Origin of the sequence: Staphylococcus sp. Marseille-Q5304 (assembly GCF_943737015.1) — a bacterium.
In the GTDB taxonomy this organism is placed as follows: Bacteria; Bacillota; Bacilli; order Staphylococcales; family Staphylococcaceae; genus Staphylococcus; species Staphylococcus hsinchuensis.
Genome location: NZ_CALSFP010000001.1, coordinates 2,034,389 through 2,058,077 on the forward strand (window position 1 = coordinate 2,034,389; position 23,689 = coordinate 2,058,077).

At 36.6% G+C, this 23,689-nt stretch carries 21 protein-coding genes and 1 other annotated feature; of the genes, 7 read left to right on the top strand and 14 right to left on the bottom strand.

The window, feature by feature from the left end; all coding sequences use genetic code 11:
- Positions 1–77: 77 nt before the first annotated feature.
- Positions 78–803, bottom strand: coding sequence for a phosphoadenylyl-sulfate reductase (locus tag NGI30_RS10150; RefSeq protein ID WP_251521448.1), 726 nt, complete (start codon positions 801–803; stop codon positions 78–80).
- A 438-nt stretch (positions 804–1,241) separates the two neighbouring features.
- The gene (locus NGI30_RS10155) at positions 1,242–2,090 is read right to left on the bottom strand and encodes a ParB/RepB/Spo0J family partition protein (protein WP_251943670.1); all 849 of its coding nucleotides are present in this window, start codon (positions 2,088–2,090) and stop codon (positions 1,242–1,244) included.
- Between the two features lie 182 nt (positions 2,091–2,272).
- Positions 2,273–2,643: a binding site (T-box leader), on the top strand.
- Between the two features lie 63 nt (positions 2,644–2,706).
- Between NGI30_RS10155 and NGI30_RS10160 the strand changes: the two genes are divergently transcribed.
- The 5 genes from NGI30_RS10160 to NGI30_RS10180 are packed head-to-tail and all read left to right on the top strand — an operon-like array spanning position 2,707 to position 9,811.
- Positions 2,707–3,813, top strand: a complete 1,107-nt coding sequence (locus tag NGI30_RS10160; protein WP_251944001.1) for a PLP-dependent transferase — start codon at positions 2,707–2,709, stop codon at positions 3,811–3,813.
- Entirely contained in the window at positions 3,810–4,985 is a 1,176-nt protein-coding gene (gene metC / locus NGI30_RS10165) for a cystathionine beta-lyase MetC (protein ID WP_251943672.1), read from the top strand. The genes NGI30_RS10160 and metC overlap by 4 nt, the downstream gene beginning before the upstream one ends.
- Complete coding sequence (locus NGI30_RS10170; RefSeq protein WP_251943674.1) at positions 4,939–6,789, top strand: bifunctional homocysteine S-methyltransferase/methylenetetrahydrofolate reductase; 1,851 nt, start codon at positions 4,939–4,941, stop codon at positions 6,787–6,789. Before metC ends, NGI30_RS10170 begins: the two co-directional genes overlap by 47 nt.
- Positions 6,786–9,026: a 5-methyltetrahydropteroyltriglutamate--homocysteine S-methyltransferase gene (gene metE / locus NGI30_RS10175; RefSeq protein ID WP_251943676.1), complete on the top strand. Its 2,241-nt coding sequence runs from the start codon at positions 6,786–6,788 to the stop codon at positions 9,024–9,026. The genes NGI30_RS10170 and metE overlap by 4 nt, the downstream gene beginning before the upstream one ends.
- 35 nt (positions 9,027–9,061) lie before the next feature.
- Entirely contained in the window at positions 9,062–9,811 is a 750-nt protein-coding gene (locus NGI30_RS10180; RefSeq protein WP_251944003.1) for a cyclase family protein, read from the top strand.
- Between the two features lie 86 nt (positions 9,812–9,897).
- On the opposite strand, the gene lepB is transcribed toward NGI30_RS10180, so the two are convergent.
- From lepB to NGI30_RS10225, 9 genes are all read right to left on the bottom strand, one after another.
- Complete coding sequence (gene lepB / locus NGI30_RS10185) at positions 9,898–10,479, bottom strand: signal peptidase I (RefSeq protein ID WP_251943678.1); 582 nt, start codon at positions 10,477–10,479, stop codon at positions 9,898–9,900.
- A 216-nt stretch (positions 10,480–10,695) separates the two neighbouring features.
- On the bottom strand, positions 10,696–11,889 hold the full coding sequence (locus tag NGI30_RS10190) for a thiolase family protein (protein WP_251943680.1): 1,194 nt from the start codon (positions 11,887–11,889) through the stop codon (positions 10,696–10,698).
- Between the two features lie 35 nt (positions 11,890–11,924).
- Complete coding sequence (gene fadB, locus NGI30_RS10195) at positions 11,925–14,183, bottom strand: 3-hydroxyacyl-CoA dehydrogenase/crotonase FadB (protein WP_251943682.1); 2,259 nt, start codon at positions 14,181–14,183, stop codon at positions 11,925–11,927.
- 60 nt (positions 14,184–14,243) lie between these two features.
- A complete protein-coding gene (fadE, locus tag NGI30_RS10200; RefSeq protein WP_251943684.1) occupies positions 14,244–15,452 on the bottom strand; it encodes an acyl-CoA dehydrogenase FadE in 1,209 nt (402 codons plus the stop codon).
- 120 nt (positions 15,453–15,572) lie between these two features.
- The gene (fadD, locus tag NGI30_RS10205; protein WP_251943686.1) at positions 15,573–17,099 is read right to left on the bottom strand and encodes a long-chain-fatty-acid--CoA ligase FadD; all 1,527 of its coding nucleotides are present in this window, start codon (positions 17,097–17,099) and stop codon (positions 15,573–15,575) included.
- Between the two features lie 17 nt (positions 17,100–17,116).
- Entirely contained in the window at positions 17,117–18,691 is a 1,575-nt protein-coding gene (gene fadX / locus NGI30_RS10210; protein WP_251943689.1) for a fatty acid degradation protein FadX, read from the bottom strand.
- 203 nt (positions 18,692–18,894) lie between these two features.
- Positions 18,895–19,467 carry a hypothetical protein gene (locus tag NGI30_RS10215; protein ID WP_251943691.1) on the bottom strand — a complete coding sequence of 191 codons (573 nt, stop codon included), beginning with the start codon at positions 19,465–19,467 and terminating at the stop codon, positions 18,895–18,897.
- Positions 19,460–19,846, bottom strand: a complete 387-nt coding sequence (locus tag NGI30_RS10220; protein ID WP_251943693.1) for a hypothetical protein — start codon at positions 19,844–19,846, stop codon at positions 19,460–19,462. The genes NGI30_RS10215 and NGI30_RS10220 overlap by 8 nt, the downstream gene beginning before the upstream one ends.
- Before the next feature lie 129 nt (positions 19,847–19,975).
- Positions 19,976–20,503, bottom strand: a complete 528-nt coding sequence (locus tag NGI30_RS10225; protein ID WP_251943696.1) for a TetR/AcrR family transcriptional regulator — start codon at positions 20,501–20,503, stop codon at positions 19,976–19,978.
- Positions 20,504–20,643: 140 nt separating this feature from the next.
- Here NGI30_RS10225 and NGI30_RS10230 point away from each other — a divergent pair, with 140 nt between their 5' ends.
- A complete protein-coding gene (locus tag NGI30_RS10230) occupies positions 20,644–21,570 on the top strand; it encodes a ketopantoate reductase family protein (RefSeq protein ID WP_251943698.1) in 927 nt (308 codons plus the stop codon).
- An 18-nt stretch (positions 21,571–21,588) separates the two neighbouring features.
- Here the strand turns inward: NGI30_RS10230 and NGI30_RS10235 are convergent, their stop codons facing one another.
- Positions 21,589–21,762: a hypothetical protein gene (locus NGI30_RS10235; protein WP_251943700.1), complete on the bottom strand. Its 174-nt coding sequence runs from the start codon at positions 21,760–21,762 to the stop codon at positions 21,589–21,591.
- 205 nt (positions 21,763–21,967) lie between these two features.
- On the opposite strand from NGI30_RS10235, the gene NGI30_RS10240 reads away from it, so the two are divergent.
- Positions 21,968–22,516 (top strand): GNAT family N-acetyltransferase, encoded by a 549-nt coding sequence (locus NGI30_RS10240; protein WP_251943702.1) that lies wholly within the window; start codon positions 21,968–21,970, stop codon positions 22,514–22,516.
- Positions 22,517–22,585: 69 nt separating this feature from the next.
- Here the strand turns inward: NGI30_RS10240 and NGI30_RS10245 are convergent, their stop codons facing one another.
- A complete protein-coding gene (locus tag NGI30_RS10245) occupies positions 22,586–22,945 on the bottom strand; it encodes a DUF1304 domain-containing protein (RefSeq protein WP_251521514.1) in 360 nt (119 codons plus the stop codon).
- A gap of 98 nt (positions 22,946–23,043) precedes the next feature.
- Positions 23,044–23,682, bottom strand: coding sequence for an HD domain-containing protein (locus NGI30_RS10250; RefSeq protein WP_251943704.1), 639 nt, complete (start codon positions 23,680–23,682; stop codon positions 23,044–23,046).
- Positions 23,683–23,689: the final 7 nt, after the last annotated feature.

Here is a 23,689-nt window from a genome sequence, read left to right on the forward strand (position 1 = left end):
TTCAAAATTAAAATGTATTTTAAATAATTTATATTGCCGATTGGAATACTAGGCTTTAATGTTAAAAAAATATTCCACTATGGATTAGTCGTATGCAAACCACATTCTGTCTTGTTGGCATGCATCCATCTACCCGCTCTGGAATCGCTTGCATCTGCTACTGCTGAAGTACAAGGAATGCATCCAATACTTGGATAGTTATGGTCGTGTAATTCGTTGTAATGTAAATCATGTGATTTGATATAGTCCCACACGTCGTCCCAAGACCAATGAATCAGTGGACAAACTTTAACTGATTTAAAACGTTCGTCTTTATTAATAAAGTTTGTATTCTCTCGACTTGGAGACTGTGCACGTCTTAAACCTGAAACCCATGCTGTAGCACCTGAAAGTACTTCTTCAAGCGGTTTAATCTTGCGGATGTAGCAGCACATGTTAGGATCGTTCTTCCATAAAGCTGGTTGGTACTCCTCTGCTTGTTCTTCTACCGTGAGTTCTGGCTTTTTCATCTTAATGTTAAGCTCTGGGTAACGTTGCTGCACTCGATCAATTAAATCATACGTTTCTTGGAAGTGTAGCCCTGTATCAAGGAACACAATTTCTGCATTTGGTTTAACTTGATAGATTAAATCAAGTAAAATCATCGCCTCTGCTCCAAAACTACAAGAATACACAATAGAATCACCATACGTATCATATGCCCATTTCACAACTTCGCGAGCACCTTTCGTATCGTCTGTGATATCTATTGAATCAAAAATGGTGTCATCAAAATTATCATAAGTAATTTGCTTTTCTGACATTGACGGGTCATCCCCTTTTCTAAAATATGCTCTATTTATTTATGAAGTATTCTATTTTGCGAATTGTTTGAAAATAAATTATGTGTCATACTTTACGCACTGTAATATGCAATGTCAAGTGTATTATACCACGCCTCAAGCCCTTAAAACCGATTAAACTGATAAGGATAAAAATGTTTTCAGACTTTATATGACAGGCTTAAATCAAATTTTTATCTTTTCATTTTCAAAAAATTAAACAAATTATAAAAAGCGACTCGTTATTGTCATATCAATGCTTAGACAAACTCTAAAGATTTTTTTAAATTTGTATAATTCAAGTTAAAATTTTTCCATATAAAAATAAAAAGCGGGACAGAAATCTACATAGAGCAAATTTCAATGTCCCGCCAAGGTATTTATTATCTGATAAATAAAGAGGTCATACTCCTTAACTGACTATAAATCGCGATGGTATTTTTCATTAAGTTGATGTATCAATCGTTTGAATTCTTCCTCTGACGTAAACTCAAACGTGATTTGTCCTTTTTTATTTCGTGTCGCAATGGTTACATTCGATCCATATTGTTCTTTCAATTGACGTTCTTGTTGTTTAATAAATTTAGGTTTCACCGTAGTCTTTGCCTGTGACGTTGTCGCACTTTTTTTACCAAAATGTTCATTCACATATTGTTCTAAATAGCGGACGCTCCAAGCCTCTTTGACTGCTTGTTGTGCTATACGTTGCATTTGATAATCATCTTTAACTGTCAGCAACATTCTTCCATGGGCACCTGACAAACGACCATCTTTAATCATATTTGCGATGCTTATAGGTAAATGGAGGAGTCGCAACATATTAGCAATATATGGACGAGACTTACTAAGTCGTTCGGCTACTTGTTGTTGCGTCAGGTTAAGATCGTCCATGAGTTTACGGTAACCTTCCGCTTCTTCAATTGCATTTAAATCTTCACGTTGTAAATTTTCAATGATGGCTAACTCCATCATTTCTTCATCTGTTAATGTCTTAACGATTGCTGGTATTTGATCCAGTCCTGCCATTTGCGCTGCACGAAAGCGTCTTTCACCTACGACAATTGTATAGCCAACAATCGTCTTTCGTAACACAACAGGTTGAAGTATACCGTGATTTTTAATAGAACCTGCTAAATCTTCTAAGCGCTGTTCGTCAAACGTCTTACGCGGTTGGTATGGATTAGCTTTGATATCTTTAATTGCTATATTTTGAACTGTTTCATCATCATTTATAGGTAAAGGTTGCTCATCATTCTTATCCAATTTCATTCACCTGCTTTCACAATTATTTTTTATCAAATTAATACTTTGTTATCGCCATTATATCATTACGTCACTGGCGACACTGGTAGATTTTAATTTTTTGTTTTATCAAAATTTTCAGATAAGTTGTTGACAAATGAAATAGAACTATGTAAGCTAAGTAATATCAAAACAGATCAACACAATCTTTAAACACAGTAATAAGGAAAGTAGAACTTAAACTACTGGCACAGAGAGTCTTCATTTGCTGAGAGAGGACACAGAAAGAAAGTTTGAAAATGGCCTTTGAGTGGTGATGCCAATATGAGGTGTCAACGGGTTCACCCGTTATAGTGATACAGTATTAACATTTTGTTAAATGGCGTACTGGAATCATACCATCATTTTAATTCGTTAATACTCATTTTATTGTTCTAAAGTGGGTTTTTATTTTGCGAATTTTTAATCGTTGACCCCAGTGGCGTTATTCTATTTAACAATTTAGCGTACTGGATAAGGTTGCTTTAGCGATAAAGTAACAAATTAAGGTGGTACCACGAAACGAGCTTTCGTCCTTTACATCCGATTTATTTCGGGTGCAAAGGACGGAAGCTTTTTTTATTTTCTAAAGGAGGTCTCAATGATGACAAAACATACTGAACTCGCACAAATTTCATTAACACATGACGATACAGGCGCAATTGCAAATCCGATTTATCTTTCAACAGCATTTCAACATCCAAAGTTAGGCGCATCCACTGGTTACGATTATACTCGTACGAAGAACCCAACTCGTACGGCCTTTGAAGAAGCTTTCGCACAGTTAGAGCGTGGCATTGCATCGTATGCAACATCTAGTGGTATGGCAGCGATTCAATTGATTTGTAACCTCTTCAAAGCTGGTGATGAAATTTTAGTTTCATTTGATTTATATGGCGGTACGTTCAGGCTCTTTGATTTTTATGAGAAGCAGTACGGTATCCAGTTCAAATATGTCGATTTCTTAGATTTCGATTCAGTCAAACACCAACTTAACGACAATACGAAAGCGTTATTCATTGAACCAATTTCAAACCCACAAATGATTGAAGTTGATGTTAAACCTTATTACGACTTAGCACATGAATATAATCTTTTAACGATCATCGATAATACTTTTTTAACACCGTATTTATCAACGCCACTTGAAGAAGGTGCTGACATCGTATTGCATTCAGCGACAAAATATATTGGTGGTCATAATGATGTGCTCGCAGGAGTTGTCACTGTCAACGATGCGTACTTAGAACAACAGCTTTCCGAGTTACACAATATGATTGGTGCAACGCTGTCGCCTTTTGATAGTTATTTGTTACAACGTGGACTGAAAACATTGCATCTTAGAATGGATCGTGCTGAATATAACGCACAATTACTAGCTGAGCGATGTAGAAGCTTAGATGCTATTGATGAAGTATTGTATTGCGGACGTACTGGCATGTTAAGCATCCGTTTAAACAAAGCATTTCAAACGGATCAATTTCTAGAACATCTCAATGTATGCATCTTTGCTGAAAGTTTAGGTGGGACAGAAACATTTATCACCTTCCCTTATACACAAACCCATGTTGATATGCCAGATGCAGAGAAAGACAAACGTGGCATCGACCAACATTTACTCAGACTATCTATTGGCATTGAAGATTATAACGATATCGAGGCAGATATTTTACAGGCATTAGCAAAATCTAAGAAAGAAGTGATTACATGAGTTTATCTAAACAAACTGAAGTCATATTTGATACACGTAGAGGCCAAGATTATGATTCGGCAAACCCACCGTTATATGATTCATCGACTTTCCATCAGAAACGATTAGGAGGCGATGCACCATACGATTACGCAAGAAGTGGAAATCCAAACCGAACTTTATTAGAGGAAAAGTTAGCCAAACTAGAAGGCGGCTCGCACGCATTCGCCTTCTCATCAGGAATTGCAGCAATTTCAGCTGTATTACTCACACTTAATGCGGGTGATCACGTAATTTTACCGGATGATGTGTATGGAGGGACGTTCAGATTAACAGAGCAGATCTTAACGCGTTTCGACATTCACTTTACAACAGTTGATGCAACGCATTTAACTAACATTGAACAGGCCATTCAAGATAATACGAAACTCTTCTATATCGAAACGCCGTCGAATCCACTGTTTAAAATCACAGACATTCGCGGGGTTGCAAATATCGCACAACAGCACGATTTATATTTAGCAGTTGATAATACCTTTATGACACCACTAGGACAGTCACCTTTAGATTTAGGTGCAGATATCGTCGTCCATAGTGCCACAAAATTTATAGGTGGTCATAGTGACCTTATTGCAGGCGTTGCTATAACAAATAACAGTGAGATCGCAGACGCTCTGTATCTCATACAAAATGGTACTGGTAATGCCTTATCAGCACAAGACAGTTGGACTTTAGCCAAACATTTAAAAACATTACCTATAAGATACAAACAATCAGTTGCAAATGCCCAACAGCTTTATACATTTTTAGCACAACGTCCTGAAATAGCCGAAGTTTATTACCCAGGAAATAGCGACTTACATTTATCACAAGCACAACATGGGGGCGCTGTATTAGGATTTCGGTTAGTGAATGAAAGTAAAGCACAAGCTTTCGTGGATGCTTTAACTTTACCACTCGTATCAGTCAGTTTAGGCGGTGTTGAAACGATATTGTCTCATCCAGCCACGATGTCACATTCAGCAATACCAGAAGATGTACGTCAAGCGCGTAACATCACCTTTGGTTTATTTAGATTAAGTGTCGGATTAGAAGATCCTAACGAATTAATTGCAGATTTAAATTATGCACTAAAGGAGGCTTTCAATGAATCCATTACTCAACAAATTACGCAACAACCTACTCGTCGCTGATGGTGCAGTTGGAACCATCTTATACTCAGAAGGCATCGATACTTGCCCAGAAGCTTATAACTTAACACACCCTGAGAAGATAGAACGTATTCACCGCTCTTATATAGAAGCTGGTGCAGATATTATCCAAACAAATACGTATGGTGCCAACTTTGAAAAGTTAAAACCTTTCGGCCTAGAACATAAAGTTAAAGACATACATCAAGCAGCTGTGCAAATCGCCAAACGTGCTGCGAACGATCAAACCTTTATTTTAGGAACGATTGGTGGCTTTAGAGGAATAAAGCAGGAAGACTTGGAACTATCTTCTATTCTTTATCATAGCGGTATTCAAATCGATACATTAGTAGAATCCGGTGTCGACGGTCTACTGTTTGAAACGTATTATGATTTAGATGAACTCACCCAAGTTATTCAAGAAACGAAGCGTAAATATCCTGAACTACCACTCATTGCTCAGTTTACAGCACTCAATACAAACTATCTTAGAGATGGTACACCGATTAACAAAGCATTAAAGCAAATTATCTCAAGTGGTGCCAATGTTGTCGGTTTGAATTGTCATCATGGTCCACATCATATGCAGGAATCATTTTCCCATATTGAACTACCGGAAAATGCGTACTTGTCGTGTTATCCAAATGCGAGTTTGCTTGACCTTGAAAATAGTGAGTTTAAATATAGTGATAATGCAGCTTATTTCGGTGAAGTAGCTAAGCAAATTGTCGATGAAGGTGTAAGAATTATTGGTGGATGTTGTGGTACAACACCAGAACATATTCGGCATATCAAGTCAGCCGTTAAAGATTTAACACCGATTACTCAGAAAAATGTCATTCCCTTTGAAAAACATAGTAATCGTACAAATCACACACAAACAAATCACAATTTAACAGATAAAGTGAAGTCACGCCCTACGATTATCGTAGAGCTAGATACCCCTAAACATTTAGATACAGATAAATTTTTCAGAAATATCAGACGATTAGATGATGCTGATATCGATGCAGTGACTTTAGCCGACAATTCATTGGCCACGGTACGCATTAGTAATATCGCGGCTGCAAGTATTATTAAACAACAATACGACATCGAACCTCTCGTACACATTACGTGTCGAGACCGGAACCTCATCGGCTTACAATCTCATTTACTCGGTTTATCATTGCTCGGCGTAAATGAAATATTGACGATTACAGGCGATCCCGCCAAAGTTGGTAATTTACCCGGTGCTTCAAATGTTTATGATGTAAATTCCAAAGGTTTAACCGAAATCGCCTTACGCTTTAACCAAGGTATTAATACTGACGGAGATGCGCTGAAGGTCCATACGAACTTCAACATCGCAGGGGCTTTTGATCCCAATGTGAGAAAACTTGATGGTGCCGTTAGACGACTTGAGAGAAAGCGTGAAAGTGGCATGCACTATTTCATCACACAACCCGTTTACTCCAAAGCGAAAATCAAAGAAGTATACGAAGCAACGAAACACCTTGATACTTCCCTATTCATCGGTATCATGCCGATAACGAGTTATAAAAATGCATTATTTTTACACAATGAAGTCCCTGGCATCAAACTTTCTGAAGAAGTGTTACAACAATTTGAAGCTGTAAAGGATGATAAAGCGAAGACAAGAGAACTAAGTATGAGCATTTCTAAAGATTTAATCGATACAGTACACGAATATTTCAACGGTTTATACTTAATCACCCCCTTCCAAAGTGTCGAATACACACTTGAACTGGCGAATTATTCGAAGCAAATTACAACAAACACAAATAAACAGGAGGCAATACTATGACAATTAAAACATCAAACTTAGGATTCCCAAGATTAGGTAGAAAAAGAGAATGGAAAAAGGCAATCGAAAGTTATTGGTCAAATAAGATTGACCGCGACACATTACACCAACAACTTACAGATTTGCATAAAGAAAACTTATTATTACAAAAAAATTATCATTTAGATAGTATTCCGGTAGGAGATTTCTCCCTGTATGACCATATATTAGATACATCATTGTTGTTCAACATCATACCTGAACGTTTCCAAGGACGTCCGGTTAATGACGACCTCTTATTTGATATTGCACGCGGTAATAAAGAACACGTAGCAAGTGCATTAATTAAATGGTTTAACACGAACTACCATTATATCGTGCCAGAATGGGATGCAGCTGAACCTAAAATAAATCATAATATCTTATTAGAAAGATTACAGTATGCACAGTCATTAAACGTCAATGCTCATCCTGTCATCGTTGGACCTATCACCTTCGTTAAATTATCTAAAGGTGGCAATCAATCATTCGACGAAAAGGTTGAAACGTTACTGCCTTTATATAAAGAAGTCTTACAAACATTCGTCGATGCCGGCGTCGAGTATATCCAAATAGATGAACCGGTATTAGTTGAGGATGGCAGTGAACAATACGAAACGATCACTCAACAAGCCTACGAATACTTTGCACAAGCCGGTTTAGGTCAATCAATAGTGATCCAAACTTACTTCGAACGTGTCAATTTAAAGTTTCTTAACCGTTTACCAGTTAAAGGTTATGGATTGGATTTTGTACACGATCACGGCAAGAACTTAACACAAATTGAAGCAGGCGATTTAGACAAAGATAAATCATTATACGCAGGAATCATCGATGGACGTAATGTGTGGGCTAGTGATATTGAAGCTAAGAAAACTGTTATCGAAACATTATCTAAATATACAGATGATCTCGTTATTCAACCCTCATCATCACTATTACACGTACCTGTTTCACTAGATGACGAATCGTTAGACGAAGATATCGCTGAAGGGTTAAGTTTCGCAACTGAAAAGTTAGATGAACTCGATGCATTGCGACGTCTGTTCAATGACAAAGATGATGAGAAATTTAACCAGTTCAAAGCACGTTATGAACGTTTCCAACAACAGTCATTTAAAAATCTAGAATATGACTTTAACAGCGTGCCTACATCAAGACAATCCGATTTCCAACAACGTAAAGTCGCACAACAATTACGACTTAATTTACCTGATTTACCTACAACAACAATCGGTTCTTTCCCGCAATCACGTGAAGTTCGTAAACAACGTGCAGACTGGAAAAATAACCGTATTTCAGATCAGGCGTATCAAACATTTTTAGAACAAGAAATCGCTCGCTGGATTAACATACAAGAAGATATCGGGTTAGATGTATTTGTCCACGGTGAATTCGAGCGTAACGACATGGTCGAATTCTTTGGTGAAAAACTTCAAGGTTTCTTAGTTACAAAATATGGCTGGGTACAATCATATGGGTCACGCGCTGTGAAACCACCTATTATTTATGGAGATGTTAAATGGACTGAACCTATCACAGTCAAAGAAACGACCTACGCTCAAAGTTTAACTGATAAACCTGTAAAAGGTATGCTCACAGGTCCTGTAACTATTTTAAATTGGTCGTTCGAACGTGTTGATTTACCACGTGAAACTGTACAGGATCAAATCGCTCTCGCTATCAACGAGGAAGTCCTAGCTTTAGAATCAGCGGGTATTCAAATTATCCAAGTTGATGAGCCTGCATTAAGAGAAGGGTTACCGTTACGTTCTGAATACCATAAAGATTATCTCGATAAAGCCGTACGTTCCTTTAAACTTTCAACTTCGTCCGTGGATGATGCTACACAAATTCATACGCATATGTGTTATTCTCAATTTGGTCAGATTATCCATGCGATTTATGATTTAGATGCCGATGTCATTTCAATCGAGACATCACGAAGTCACGGCGATCTCATCAAAGATTTTGAAGATATAACATATGATTTAGGTATTGGACTTGGCGTATACGATATTCACAGTCCGCGTATTCCAACTGAAGATGAAATTACAACTGCGATTCACCGCGCCTTACAGCAAATCGATCGCTCACTGTTCTGGGTAAATCCTGATTGTGGATTGAAGACACGTAAAGAAGAAGAAGTTCAACAAGCATTAACAGTACTCGTTAATTCAGTTAATAAATTAAGAAAATCGCATTCTAAAGCTGTTTAACACGAAGTTATTAAATATAGTAAATTGAAGGTGATATCATGAGCTATCCTTTATGGCAACAACTAGAACAATTGAAAGCATCCACATGGGTCGATTTAACACATACATTTAATGAAGACATCCCATGTTTTAGTGAGTTTGAACGTGCTAAGGTTTCTACATTATTTAATGTAGCTGACGATGGATTTTACGTTCAAAATTGGAATATCGTTACACAATATGGTACTCACATCGATGCACCCATCCATTTTGTTGAAAATAAACGCTATTTAAACGAATTAGATTTAAAAGAACTTGTCTTACCTTTAATTGTGTTAGATTTTTCAAAAGAAGTGGCTGATAATGCAGACTTCATCGTCACAACTGAACATATCAAAGCTTGGGAACAACAACACGGTGAAATTGAACCTGGTACATTCGTCGCATTACGTACAGACTGGTCAAAACGTTGGCCAGATGCAGAGCAATTTGAAAACAAAGACAGCGAAGGTAATCTTCACTTACCAGGTTGGGGATTAGATGCATTAAAATATTTACTCGAAGAACGTCATGTTAAGGCAATTGGCCATGAAACCTTTGATACTGACGCTTCCGTAGACGTTGCTAAAAATGGTGATATCGTAGGTGAACGTTATGTGCTTGGTCAGGACACTTTCCAAGTTGAATTACTTACGAATTTAGACCAACTCCCTACGCGCGGAGCAATCATTTATACAATAAGTGCAAAGCCAGACAAAGCACCCGGTTTCCCTGTACGTGCTTTTGCGATAAAACCTAATGAATAAAATTATGGAAAGCCACATCCTACATTATAGGATGTGGCTTTTTTTATAAATATGGAGGGCGTATCTATTTAAGATATGGACAGTGTTTAATTAACCTTATCGAATGATTTTGGATAAAAGTTAACTTTAAATTCATCAAATGGTGCAACGCGCATGAAGACTTTACCGACCATCTTATCTTTCGAAACTAACCCTAAATCACGTCTACTATCATTACTCACAGCACGGTTATCCCCTAATACTAAATATTTATCTTTAGGGATGGTACGTCTGCCATGCGAATGTTGAATATCAGAAACATCGAAGTCTTCTGTTAAACGCGGACTAACATTCACTCTCTTATTATATTTTAAATATGGTTCCTTGACGTATTTACCATTTATGTATAATTTATCTTTTTTATAACTTACTTTATCTCCTGGTTTACCAATTAATCTTTTAATATAATCTCTTTTTTCATCTGCGTGGAAAATAACTACATCACCACGATTCCATCGATTTAAAGTTTTAGCAGTTTTATTCACTAATAGCTCATCGTTGTCTTCAAAGGTAGGGTACATCGATTCACCTTGAACGGTATATCTTGTTAATAAAAACGTGCTCACGACCCATGCTAACAATAAACCGATTACGATAGCGATAAGCCATTCCAAAACACTTTTCCTCATGTTTAATTTCCTCCACACATTTATTTTTTCAACAATTTTACTTTATCATAAATAAATTAATCTTGTGTTAAGATAAAAAAATACTAGAGAATGGGACAGAAATCGAATTTTTTAATAGAGCTTTCGTAGTCCACAAATTAACAAAGAAGCTGAGACAACTATTTTTGTCCCAGCTTCAAGTATTTATAAATGATAAATTTTATGTTTAAGCTTTCCTTAATTTCTTACGTATTCAAAGATACCTGCTGCACCCATGCCGCCACCGATACACATCGTTACCATGCCATATTTCGATTCAGGTCGTCGTTTCATTTCAGATAATAACTTCCCAACTAACATCGCACCTGTCGCTCCTAATGGATGGCCTAAAGCGATGGCGCCTCCATTGACATTTGTCTTATCCATGTCTAAACCCGTCTCTCTGATTGCTGCGATGGTTTGTGCAGCAAAAGCTTCATTTAATTCTATTAAATCAATATCTTCAAGTTCTAATTCCGTTGATTCTAATACTTCAGGAATTGCATATGCTGGTCCAATACCCATTAATTTAGGTTCAACACCCACTGCTTTATAACCTACAAATCGTGCGATTGGTGTGACGCCGAGTTCGTTAACCTTTTCGCCTGACATTACGACTACAAAGCCTGCACCATCTGTTAAAGGCGCCGAGGAGCCTGCCGTCACTGTACCGTCAGCCTTAAACACAGTTGGTAACTTTGCTAAGTCATCCGTATTTGTATTAGGTCTTAACGTCTCATCTTCCATAAAAGGTACCTTATTTACAATAGGTCCTTCTTCATCATAAGTGATTTGATTAATATCGATCGGGATAATTTCTTCCTTAAACTTACCAACCTGTTGTGCATCGTAAGCACGTTTATGACTTTGCACTGCATATTGGTCTTGATCTTCACGCGATACATGATACGTTTCTGCAACCATTTCTGCCGTTAAGCCCATAGGATAAGAAACCCCTATATCATTATCTTGTAATAACGGGTTGTTTGTCGGTTCGTTTCCTCCCATTGGCACGGCACTCATGAGTTCTACTCCACCAGCAACAATGATATCCGCTTCATTTGCATTAATTTGGTTAGCTGCATGTGCAATTGTTTGTAAACCAGATGAACAATAACGATTGACTGTTTGACCTGGCACTTCATTTGGTAAACCAGCTAATAATGCAATCGTTCTTGCTATATTTTGGCCTTGTAAACCTTCTGGAAATGCATTCCCAACAATAACATCTTCCACCATCGAAGGTTCAAATGTACCTCCTACTTTATCTAATACACCTTTTAATACTTTAGCGGCAACTTCATCCGGTCGTTCGTGAATCATTGCACCTCTACCCTGTTTCCCTATTCCAGCTGCTGAACGTCCATAAGCAACAATATATGCATCTCTCATGTGACCTCACCCTTTCTTGATTTTTTATGCTTTACTTAATTACGTAACGGTTTCCCTTTTTCTAACATGTGTGAAATACGATCATAGGTTTTTTTATTTTTTAGCAGTTCGATAAATCTTTCTTTTTCCATTTTTTGTAAATAACGTTGATCAATAAATGTATTTCTCGGGATATCGCCACCGGATAACACTTCCGCAATTTTCAATGTAATTTCGTAATCATAATCACTAATAAAGTGTCCCACACGCTGTGCATCTATTTGACCTTCAACCAACGCTTTAAAGTCGCGACCTAAACCAATATATCGTTGTTTAGATTGAGGAATATAATTCGTTTCAGCTTCGAATAACGCACGTTTTAATGCGATTTCAACACGTTTTTCCGTATTGAAAATGATTGTGTCTGTGTTTCTTAAATAGCCATATTTTTGTGCTTCATAAGCATTCGTTGATACTTTGGCTAATCCAACGTTCATTAACACTTTTTGCATCTGAGTTTGTTTTTCGTCGTTTTTATGCGTTGTACGTAAGATACGATCTGTCAATTCAGCTAGACCACCACCTGCTGGTAAGAGACCAACACCTGTTTCAACAAGTCCAATGTACGTCTCGCTTGCTGCTACAACAAACGGTGAGTGGAGGACAAGTTCACATCCGCCACCAAGCGCTTTGCCATGGACTGCAGTAACAATTGGTTTCAATGCATATTTCAATCTACTGAAACTGTAGTGTAATTTCTCGATAGATGCACCAACTAAATCATCTACACGTCCTTCTTCATGGGCTTTTTTCATTAATATTAAATTGGCACCTACACTGAAATTATGGCCTCCTGCATAAATGACCATGCTGTTATAGTCTTCATTTTCTAGACGATCAATAGCCTCAACGAGATCATCTACAAAGCCATCTGAGATCACATTATTTTTACTTTGTAATTTCAATAGCAGTTGTTGTTGATACGTTACAGAGAGATTTGAATCTTCTTTATTCCACAATTCGTGGTCGATATAAGCATCAACAGGTGTAATTCGTTCAATCGTTTCTCCTTCTTGGTAAAATGGTTCACTGCGTTGTTCAATCCACTCTGGTAAATCACCTAGTTCTGCTTTCATACGTTGTTTTACTCTATCGAAGCCCATTAAATCCCAAAGCTGGAATGGCCCTTGTTTCCAATTGAAGCCCCATACGATTGCTCTGTCTATATCTTTAAAGTCCTCAGCTGCCTTAGGGACGTTAATCGCTGAATAATAGAAGTTATTTCGTAGCGTTTCCCATAAGAACAATCCTGCTTTATCTTCTGCTTTGAAAATAATATCTAAATTCGTTGCCAAGTCTTTACTAAACTGTTGCAAAATCTCATGTTGTGGTGGCTGAGGTACTACGTAATCATTCTTATCATAATCAAATACAAGGCGTTGTTTATCTACCTTTTTATAAAATCCTTGTTTCGTTTTCTTACCGAGTGCCCCGTTGTTATATAATTTCTGAGCCACTTTTGTCTCATGGAAATAAGGTTGTTCGGAAGGGTCTTGTTGCAATCCATTTATCACGGCATTGGCAATGTCTAAACCGACTAAATCGGATAATCCGTAAGTTCCCATGCGTGGGCGTCCAATGCTACGACCTGTTAACGCATCAGTATCTGTAATAGAGAAGCCTTGTTCTTCAGCGTGGTACATAATGTCATTCATCGTTTGAGTTCCGACGCGATTCGCTACAAATCCTGGCACGTCATTTGCAATGACTACGCCTTTACCAAGGACTTCCTCTGCAAATGTTTGCACGCGTGCTACAACATCAGATACTGTTTCGTCAGTCGGTATGATTTCGACTAACTTCATAATGCGTGGTGGGTTAAAGAAATGCATTCCGAAGAATCGTTTCTTCTCTTCACTATCGAAAACCTTAGCAATTGATGCGATTGGAATACCTGATGTATTAGTCGCAAAGAGTGCATCGTCTTGTGCTACCTTTTGTACTTGTTGCCAAATTTGATGTTTAATGTCGAGCTCTTCTTTTACCGCTTCAATATAGATGTCACTATCCCCAGTATTTTTAAGATCATCATTAAAGTTTCCGTAAGATAGGTTTGAAGCATTTGATACATCGAAGAGTAACGGACGTTTTGCATTGGTGATGGTCTCATAGGCTGTTCTAGAAATTTTATTCGGGTCATTTTCATCGATTACAATATCTAATAACTTTACTTTCACACCGGCATTAACGAGCAGTGCTGCGATTTGACTACCCATTGCGCCTGCGCCTAATACTGTCGCTTTTCTAATTGTCATATGAATCCCTCCAAATTGGTCTCTTCTCGAGTGAACTATCGTGCGTGCATTCGTGCATTGTTATATGAAGGCCGAATCTCCTGTAAGCGCTCTACCAATGACCAGTGCGTTAATTTCATGTGTGCCTTCGTACGTATATACTGCCTCGGCATCTGCAAAGAACCTTGCAATGTCGTACTCTCCCGCTAATATACCGTTACCACCCGTTATACCTCGGCCCATGGCAACAGATTCTCTCAAGCGTAAAGCGTTCATCATTTTGGCTGTTGAAGTTGCAACTTCATCATATTCACCTTTCGCCTGCATGCGTGCAAGTTGTGCACAAGTAGCCATCGCTTGTGCTAAATTTCCTTGCATCATGGCTAGCTTTTCTTGAATAAGTTGATACTTGCTAATCTCTTTGCCGAATTGTTTACGCTTTGTCACATAATCTTTCGTAGCACGTAGCGCGCCTGCCATACCACCTGTCGCCATATAAGCTACACCTGCGCGTGTGGAATAGAGTACTCTCGCAATATCTTTGAAACTATTTATATTTTGTAATCGTTTTTCTTCAGAGACGACGACGTTGTTGAGTTTAATGTTTGTATTCGGTACGATACGTAGTGCAATTTTATGTTGCAATACATCAATCTCTACCCCTTCTTGACTCGGTTCTATAACAAAACATCTTGGTTTTTTCGTTTCTGAGTCAACGGCAAATACTGGAATCACGTCTGCTACATTCGCACCACCGATCCATTTTTTAGCACCGTTAATGACCCAATGATCCCCTTCTCTCGTAGCTACTGTTTCAAGACCTCCTGCAACATCAGAACCGTGATCAGGTTCGGTCAAAGCAAAACATGTACGTAACTCATGTGATTGTAATTTCGGTACATAGTAAGCCACTTGTTCCTTACTTCCACCAAATAAAAATGTATTATGTCCTAGTCCTTGATGTACACCTAACAATGTAGCTAACGAAATATCGAATTTAGCAACGGTATAAGACATAAAGAATTGGAATAGCTGACTTGGTGTGCGTGCCTGTTCTCGTCCTTCAAACAGTAATGGATTGTTGAAATAATTGAATTTCCCTAATTCTTCAAAGTAATCCTCTGGTTCCGTCGCATTCACCCAGTGATCATTAATCGAATCTCGATATTTACTTTCTAAAAAATCATTGATTTGCTTGAGCAGCTTAACTTCGCCCTCAGTTAAATCTTTCGCTACACTTAAAACATCTTCTGGATACAATTCCTGTACCATAGCTTCTTTAGTAGTCATATTAACAACCTCCATCTATTGGTTAGTTATGTGATTGTGAGTAAGTCAAAAGATTAACCTCCTCGCATTATGATAGCGCTTACATTTATTTGTAAAAATTTTTATCAATGTTGATTTACTTTAGGCTAACTCATCTTGCTGTTGATGTTCATCGCGTGCTTTTTTATTCATAAACTCTTGTAGCAATAGTTTGTCAGGTTTCGATGTAGAGTTAAGTGGCATATGCGTCACTTTCAAATACATTCGTGGGATTTTATAACCGGCAACCTTCTCTCTCATAAATGAATCTAATTTCTCTTCATAATCAGGATCTTCTTGCGTTAATACAACCGCTGCAGATACAGATTCACCGTATTTTGGACTGTCATAACTGAGTACGACACACTGAGCAACGAGCGGATGTTCTGCCAATGCAGTTTCTACTTCAGACGGCAAGACATTTTCCCCGCCAGTGATAATTAATTCTTTCTTTCTATCCACGATATAGACATCTCCATCTTCATCGACCCTAGCTAAATCACCTGTTAAAAAGTATTCCTCACTAAATACCTCTGCTGTTTCTTTTGGTTTGTTCCAATAACCAGGCGTGACATTTTTACCTCGAACGGCTAATTCACCAATTTCACCAACTTCTACATCTTCATAACTTTCATTTAAGACACGAACATCAACAAACATGACGGGCTTTCCAATACTGCCTGGTTTTTTCTTACTATTTTCAGGCGTATTAACCATAACGAGTGGTGCCTCAGTTAATCCATAACCCGTAATCAAGTTGTAACCCATATTCTTAAATTTTTTCTGAACACTTGGTAATGGTGCAGAACCACCTTGAATAAGATAATCTATATTCTGTAATAAATCTGGTTTAAAGTTATCCGCTACGAGCATGGCATAATACATTGTCGGAATCATAATCATATAGTTCGGTTGATATTGAGCGACTAAATCGTTTAAAGTTTCCCCGTTAAAATAACGTTGAATAATGATAGTGCCCCCAGCCATGAGTAAAGGTAATGTTAAATCATTAAAACCGAGCACGTGGAACATCGGAGTAGACAATATTGTCGTGAAATCTGAATTCACCTTGTACGTCAGTAATGTGTTCATTGGGTTATTCACTAACGAATCATATGAAAACATTACGCCCTTAGGCAGACCTGTCGTGCCACTCGTATACATCAATGCGGCTAAATCATCACCTTTCATGTCTACCGACTTAAATGGTTTGTGGTTAGATGGATCAACAATCGCATCATATTGTGTAGAATCAACATCCATGTGTAATACGTCATCTGCAATCCCTTGTAAACTAGAAAGATGCTTTTGTGCATAGAAGATGAGTTTCACCTTTGAGTCTTCTATGACACTTTCGATCTCTTTCGATTTCAAACGCCAATTAATCGGTAAGTAAACTGCCCCCGTCTTAATAGACGCAAATAGTAAATCTAATATGGATATATCATTTGGTGCAAAGATACCAACGACATCCCCGCGTTGAACGCCTTGGTCTTTCAAATGATGTGCCAAGTTGTCTGCACGTGCATTTAAATCTTGATAAGACCATTCTGTACCTTTCATCGGATCAATGACTGCTGGTTTTACTTCATCATAATCTGATCTTGTTTTAATCCAATCGTAGTTCATGTTCCTCTCCCCCTTAGTTAAGTCCGCTTATGCGACTTTATAACATCTGCTAAACCTCCCCACTGTTGATTAAAAATTGCTGCATTCATCTCACGTAAATTTTCAGAAATAATGGGTTTAAACGACATATTGGCGAGTACATCTTGCTCAAGATTTAAACCAGGTGCAATTTCGATAAGCATTAAACCTTGAGATGTTAACTTAAACACAGCGCGCTCTGTAACAAAGTAAGCCGTCTGTCCTAAAGTTGCTGCATAACTCGCATTGAAATCCAGGTTATCGACAGCATCGACAAACTTTTGTGTATGTCCTTGCGAGACAACTTCGATTTCGCCGTTATCGTAATTAAGTTTGGCACCCACTGTCATCGCTCCTGAAAAGACAATCGTCTTTACTGTCTGACTAATATCAATAAAGCCACCACAGCCGTTCATCTTATCTCCAAATTTAGAAACATTTACATTTCCATGTTGATCGACTTGCGCAAAGCTTAGAAATGCAATATCTAAACCATCATTGTTGATGAAATCCCAAGTTTGATCATGTCTCATACGTGCGTCTAAATTATAATTCATCCCGAAATATGCTCTGCTACCAATCATGCCACCAAATACCCCCGTATCAATATTAAGTTGCACTAAATCATGTGCGGACTCTTCAACGAGTAAATTTGATAATTCATTATTAATACCGAAACCGATGCTAACTACATCATCTTTTTGTAATAATTGTGCTGCTCGACGTAAAATGACTTTACGTGTATTAAATTCTAGGTAGGGCTCACGCATTTTAGTAATTTGATGGTGTCCAGCCAACGCGGGGTCATAATACGTTTGAATTGCTTGTCTATGGTATATCGGATCTTGATTCACTACTACGTAATCAACTAATTCTCCTGGAATAAAGACATCTCTAGGGCTGTACTGTCCATGTGGCACAATTTCTTTTACTTGCACAATAACTTTACCTTTATTTCTATGCGTAGCTGCTGCAACACTGTAACCTTCTCCTAAGTGTGATTCATGATGCATAAAAATATTACCTTTCGTATCCGCATACGTTCCTCTCAATAAAGCAACATCTACCTCTGGAAAATGATACTTCAAATAGGGCTCTCCTTCGATTTCAACGCGCGTTACTAAATCTTCAGTCGTATTTGGATTGACTTTACCACCTGAATGTTCCGGATCCACAGTTGTATGTAGTCCAATTTTAGTAATAGTGCCAGGTGAATTCGGTGTCTGTGACCGATAATGAGTTGCAATAACCCCTTGTGGTAAATAATATGCTTCAATATCGCCATTTCGCATTGCTTCAATCGTCGCTGGTGACCCTGTAATGATACTTGTAATCAAACGTTTCACCATACCACGTTTAACGAAATCATCTAAATCATAACCGTCTCCTCTAAAATCACTTATATCATTACCTAATAAAAATGTTAGTTTACGGGGTGTACTATTATAATCAAAATGTTCCACAATTGCTTTGAATAGCGCCATTGGCATATTGCCAGAAGATAAAGCTGCCATCGAGATCACATCACCTGTATTAATCAAATTTGTAAGTTGTGACAACGAAATAACTTTCATACAGGCCTCTCCTATCTCTATAAATTTCTATTGTTTATGGATATGGGTGTTTCATTACCTCCTTTGGCAACATAAATGTAAGCCCTTACATGTAATATAACATTATTTTTGTTAATATTACAAAAATTAAGAATATTTAATAAAAAAACACTTTGTGAAAAAGAATGTCTCTTATCTTCTCACAAAGTGTTACTTAAATTATATTATGATTCTACTTGCACTTTACCTTTTTTATATTTAACATGTGCACCCTTTTGAATCGCTTGATAATCTTTTTTATTCACCACAATAACGTGGTCTTTATGGTGCTTATCTTCGATTGTAATCGTATACAGTTTATCTTTGGGACCCATATTTTTCTTTAAAATTTGTTTCTGCTTTTGAGATGATAACCCTTGATTACTCATGATTAACCAGTAGAACAAATAATTATTGTAGTACATCGACGCTTTACGTTGATCTTGCATTGAAGCTACGGAGAAATTCGACATCGTATGGGGTCTAGCCAACGAATTCGTCTTGCTCATTTTACTACGGCTACTCGCTTGTTTAGATGATAAACTACGGGCACTATTCATACTTGCACTAACACTCGTACGAGCAGCGCTGGAACTTGAAGCACCACTCGCACTAGAACCTGAAGATGCAGCGCTACTTGAAGCACCACCAGAACTACCAGAGCTACCACCTGAAGAGCCAGCCGCTTCAGTCGTCGTTGTCATCATAGCCAACATGAGGCAAATCGTTAAAGTAAAGAAACCAATTTTCCTAATCATCCTTACCGACTGCTCCTTTATCTTTCACTTTTCCTTCAATTTCGCTGTCATCATATGTCATATAAGGTGTTCTATAAACATGATATTTCTTTCCATCTTTAACAACATAAGGTGATTGATCTTTATCTTTTAAAATATGCTCGTAGACTTTATCGCCCGCTGCAGTATATGTATGTGTCTTGTCACCTTTATCTTTATAACCAATTTCCACTCTAGGATAATCTGCGTCACCATTTGATAACTGTTCAAAGTAAACTAACTCCTGCTTATGTTTCTTAGCCGCTTTCTTATCAGGTTTCTTCTCATCGCCATCACCATCACAACCAGTGACTAACACCGCTCCAATTAATAAAGTTGTTGCAATAACTTTTGATTTCATAATAATCCTCCTTTTTATATAACATCGTAACAAACTTTTATTTATTTTTTGTTAAAATGCGGAAGATTTAAGTTATTTTTAAGGTTATAGGAAACTGGTTGAAAATTTTATGAAAAATATTTCAAGTGATTAACTGATTTCTTCTATATGGGGTTCGAGTAATTCCCATAGTTCTTCACTTAATTCGTCTATTGAACAAGGTTTAGCATTTTCAATCCACCATACAATGACACCAACTAACGCTGAACCTAAAAATTGTGTAGTAATTTCATTTGTCTTCTGACGTAGTTGAATATTAGAGATAAATTTATTCGAGAACGTCTGTCTTAACACGTTTAAATCTGATTTTTGTGTTAGGCGTTTGAAAATATTATATTGTCGATCAATCACATGCAATATTTCTCTGATGCTTTCTTTCCCATTATCTCTTTCATATACAAAGTGGCTACACGCTTCAATCGCATCAGTCATAATGTATTCTATCGCTTGATCCAAAATGTCGTATTTATCAATAAAGTTTAAATAGATAGTACCTCGATTAATATTAGCTGCATCTGCTATATCTTTCATTGAGATTTTAGCGACATCTTTCTTTTGCATCAGTTTTATAAAATGCTCTATAATCAACTGCCGTGATTTTTCCTTACGTTTATCCATAAAGCCCCCTATTAATCAACAGATTTTGTATTTTGTATATTAAACATCAACTGGCTATTTTTGTTTATTGAGTTTAACCCTTTCTGATGATAACTTCAAGATATCAAACAACTGTTCAGTAACGATAAAGGAGCATAATAATGAATATACTTATTTTTGGCGCTGGCGTTCAAGGACAACATCTCGCACACGCATTAAATAAACCTGAAAATAACATTACGATTTTTGCACGGGGTAAGACTTACGAGAGACTAAAAAATAGAGGTGTTGTACTACATCATTATTTACAAAGAAAAGACACAGTAGATGAATTTAACTATATTGAGGAATTAAAAGAAAGCGATGACTACGATATTCTATTTGTAACGATGAAATATTCACATTATTATTCAATCATACCTACATTAGCCAACAATATTTCACAGAATATCGTATTTGTAGGAAATAACTCTAATCCTAGAAAACTGCGTCAGACAATGCTTGAACAAACACAATTCCCTATAAATATTGCTTTCGGATTCTCTATATCTGGTGGTATACGAGAAGATAATGAAACAAATATACTCCGCTTTAACGCTGGAGAACTAAAGGTTAGTTATCTCGACGGTGACATTCCATTTCGTGATAAACTCGACAAAGCATTTAGCAAATTACCAATAAAATTAACCTACACTCCAAATTTTGAAAGTTGGCTCATGTCCCATGCTGCAATGGTCACTCCTATGAATATGGGTATATTTTTGAAGGATCAGTATAAAGGCAATCAATCTGTACTGATTAACGATGTGATTCGTGCTACAAACGAACTACACATGCTATTAGAACATAGCGGTTATCAAATCATACCACGGTCACAAAAGATATTATTTAAAAACTTTAAATTTTTAGCTCGCCCGCTACTTAAACTTTCGATTAATATGAAATTACTCAGCCAAATACCGAATGCGAGTGGATTCACCGAACTTGAAGCCATTTATGATGATATGAAAGCACTTAATAAACATACCGCTTTAACAACGCCTAAATTGGATAAATTGATGAAACAACTGAAATCCACCTATAAATAAAACATCTTACATTATAGTTTATTTATCTTTATATGGTTTACTATTTTTAGTGAACGTATGTATTAATACCCAAATCAATATGTAACTTATCGCTAATATAAGTATTATAAAATCATGATTATCTATGATTGAGACTAGAAAGAAAGAGAACATTGAAATTAATATAACCAAATCTAGCAACTTATTTTCCATTCATTACCCTCCATTACATAGTATATAAACGCAACAATCATTGAGTAGGAATTGTTAAAACTTATTTGAAAAATAAAAATTTAACGCAATTGTTTATTATATATTATCATTTATTATCAACTACTTAATAATATCATGCGTTTTCAAAATTTTTATAGATATATGCTAGCGCTCTTGTGTATACTTTGGTAAAGGAGTGGTGCATATGTTTAAAACTCAAGTCACTGACAATATCAGTTTAAAGATTTTAGAAGAAAATGACGCCCAAACCTTATTTAATGTGGTGGATCAATCAAGAGATTATTTAGGAGAATGGCTACCTTTTGTATCATTCACAAAAACTAAAGACGACACGCTACAGTTTATTCAATCAAGCTTACAGCAATTTATTAAAAATGACGGTTTTCATTGTGGCATTTGGTATAACAATCAACTCGTTGGTGTGATCGGATTACACTATATAGATTGGGTTAATCAAAGAACCTCAATTGGTTATTACTTAGCTAAAAATGCTCAAAAACAAGGTATTATGACAACATGTACACAATTTCTCATTGATCATTGTTTTAATGATTTAAATTTAAATCGAATTGAAATTAGAACTTCTGTTGAAAATTATAAAAGTCAAAAAATACCTCAAAAATTAGGTTTTACTCATGAAAGCACACTAAGGCAAGACGAAAAACTCAACGGTAAATTTTGTGACAGTCATGTCTTCAGTTTATTGAAATCTGAATATGATTCAAAGTCATAATTATATAAAAAACCTCCTCTTTATTTAAAAGTAGGAGGTTTTCTTAGGTTTTAAATTGTTGCATTATTTTTAAAATAACAACGAAATCAACGCAATAATAGCTAAACCGCCTTGTTTCCAAATGATATTTTTATCACTTGTTATGGCGCCGTAGATTGCAACGAGGATAATATAAATTAAGATAGCCGCTACAAATCCTTTCGCATGCGCTACAAAAAAAGTACCGTATAATAGCAATAACCCTATTAAACCATTATAGACACCTTGATTCTTCAATAACACATTCACATTCTCATCTTTAAGTTTTTCAGTAGACATATTAAAGACGCGACCCGTATTCTCTGACGTCGTCGCAAAGGTTTGTAAATACATAATATAGAAAAATTCCAACGCTACCAATACAGTTAATATGATAGAAACAATATTCAATTCCGACACTCCCTGTGAAAGCTTTCGATTTATATATTTTACAACTCAATTGCGATTAATACAATATCGTATAGGAGAGGGTATTTATATATTATTGATTAGCTATCCCATTTTGAACGTAAAATACAAGAGCAGAAATTATTTTGAGGATATTCAGGTTCAAAATATTTAATAACATCTGATTTAATATTACCAAAAGTCGTTTCTGGTTTATGTTTAAATCCTTCGTAGAATGCTTTAATTACATCATGTTTGAAGTTCCCTCTAGGAAATTTAGTAGCGATGGCTTTTCTCATTTCATCACTGTATTGCTCCCAATTATCCCCCATAACATCCATTCCAACGCCATGATAAAGTAACGCTACATTATTTTCTTTATGCTCTGCAACACCAAGTGTTGTGTGTAATGCAATAGCGTCCCATGCTAATTGTAAATCTTGTCGATTATAATTATAAGTCGTTAAAAAATCTCTCACTGCATTAGCTCCATCAACTTCGAAACGTAAATCATTACTACTGAATTTCTCAGTTAATCCTAAATCGTGAAACAACGCGGTGATATATAAAATTTCTTTGTCATATTCAAGTTGATCTTGCATTCCTTTGACTTCTCCAAACAAATAAACACGATTCGAATGATTCCAAATTAATTCATTACCATACTCTCTGACAATTTCTTGTGCATCTTGAATAATCTTACTGTCAGGTACGACAACCTCATTTAAATTTTTTAACATATCTATT

Excerpts from the sequence above, each read along its gene's own strand:
- NGI30_RS10150 (WP_251521448.1), bottom strand. The coding sequence starts at position 803 with ATGTCAGAAAAGCAAATTACTTATGATAATTTTGATGACACCATTTTT.
- NGI30_RS10155 (WP_251943670.1), bottom strand. The coding sequence starts at position 2,090 with ATGAAATTGGATAAGAATGATGAGCAACCTTTACCTATAAATGATGAT.
- NGI30_RS10160 (WP_251944001.1), top strand. The coding sequence starts at position 2,707 with ATGACAAAACATACTGAACTCGCACAAATTTCATTAACACATGACGAT.
- metC (WP_251943672.1), top strand. The coding sequence starts at position 3,810 with ATGAGTTTATCTAAACAAACTGAAGTCATATTTGATACACGTAGAGGC.
- NGI30_RS10170 (WP_251943674.1), top strand. The coding sequence starts at position 4,939 with ATGAATCCATTACTCAACAAATTACGCAACAACCTACTCGTCGCTGAT.
- metE (WP_251943676.1), top strand. The coding sequence starts at position 6,786 with ATGACAATTAAAACATCAAACTTAGGATTCCCAAGATTAGGTAGAAAA.
- lepB (WP_251943678.1), bottom strand. The coding sequence starts at position 10,479 with ATGAGGAAAAGTGTTTTGGAATGGCTTATCGCTATCGTAATCGGTTTA.
- NGI30_RS10190 (WP_251943680.1), bottom strand. The coding sequence starts at position 11,889 with ATGAGAGATGCATATATTGTTGCTTATGGACGTTCAGCAGCTGGAATA.
- fadB (WP_251943682.1), bottom strand. The coding sequence starts at position 14,183 with ATGACAATTAGAAAAGCGACAGTATTAGGCGCAGGCGCAATGGGTAGT.
- fadE (WP_251943684.1), bottom strand. The coding sequence starts at position 15,452 with ATGACTACTAAAGAAGCTATGGTACAGGAATTGTATCCAGAAGATGTT.
- fadD (WP_251943686.1), bottom strand. The coding sequence starts at position 17,099 with ATGAACTACGATTGGATTAAAACAAGATCAGATTATGATGAAGTAAAA.
- fadX (WP_251943689.1), bottom strand. The coding sequence starts at position 18,691 with ATGAAAGTTATTTCGTTGTCACAACTTACAAATTTGATTAATACAGGT.
- NGI30_RS10215 (WP_251943691.1), bottom strand. The coding sequence starts at position 19,467 with ATGATTAGGAAAATTGGTTTCTTTACTTTAACGATTTGCCTCATGTTG.
- NGI30_RS10220 (WP_251943693.1), bottom strand. The coding sequence starts at position 19,846 with ATGAAATCAAAAGTTATTGCAACAACTTTATTAATTGGAGCGGTGTTA.
- NGI30_RS10225 (WP_251943696.1), bottom strand. The coding sequence starts at position 20,503 with ATGGATAAACGTAAGGAAAAATCACGGCAGTTGATTATAGAGCATTTT.
- NGI30_RS10230 (WP_251943698.1), top strand. The coding sequence starts at position 20,644 with ATGAATATACTTATTTTTGGCGCTGGCGTTCAAGGACAACATCTCGCA.
- NGI30_RS10235 (WP_251943700.1), bottom strand. The coding sequence starts at position 21,762 with ATGGAAAATAAGTTGCTAGATTTGGTTATATTAATTTCAATGTTCTCT.
- NGI30_RS10240 (WP_251943702.1), top strand. The coding sequence starts at position 21,968 with ATGTTTAAAACTCAAGTCACTGACAATATCAGTTTAAAGATTTTAGAA.
- NGI30_RS10250 (WP_251943704.1), bottom strand. The coding sequence starts at position 23,682 with ATGTTAAAAAATTTAAATGAGGTTGTCGTACCTGACAGTAAGATTATT.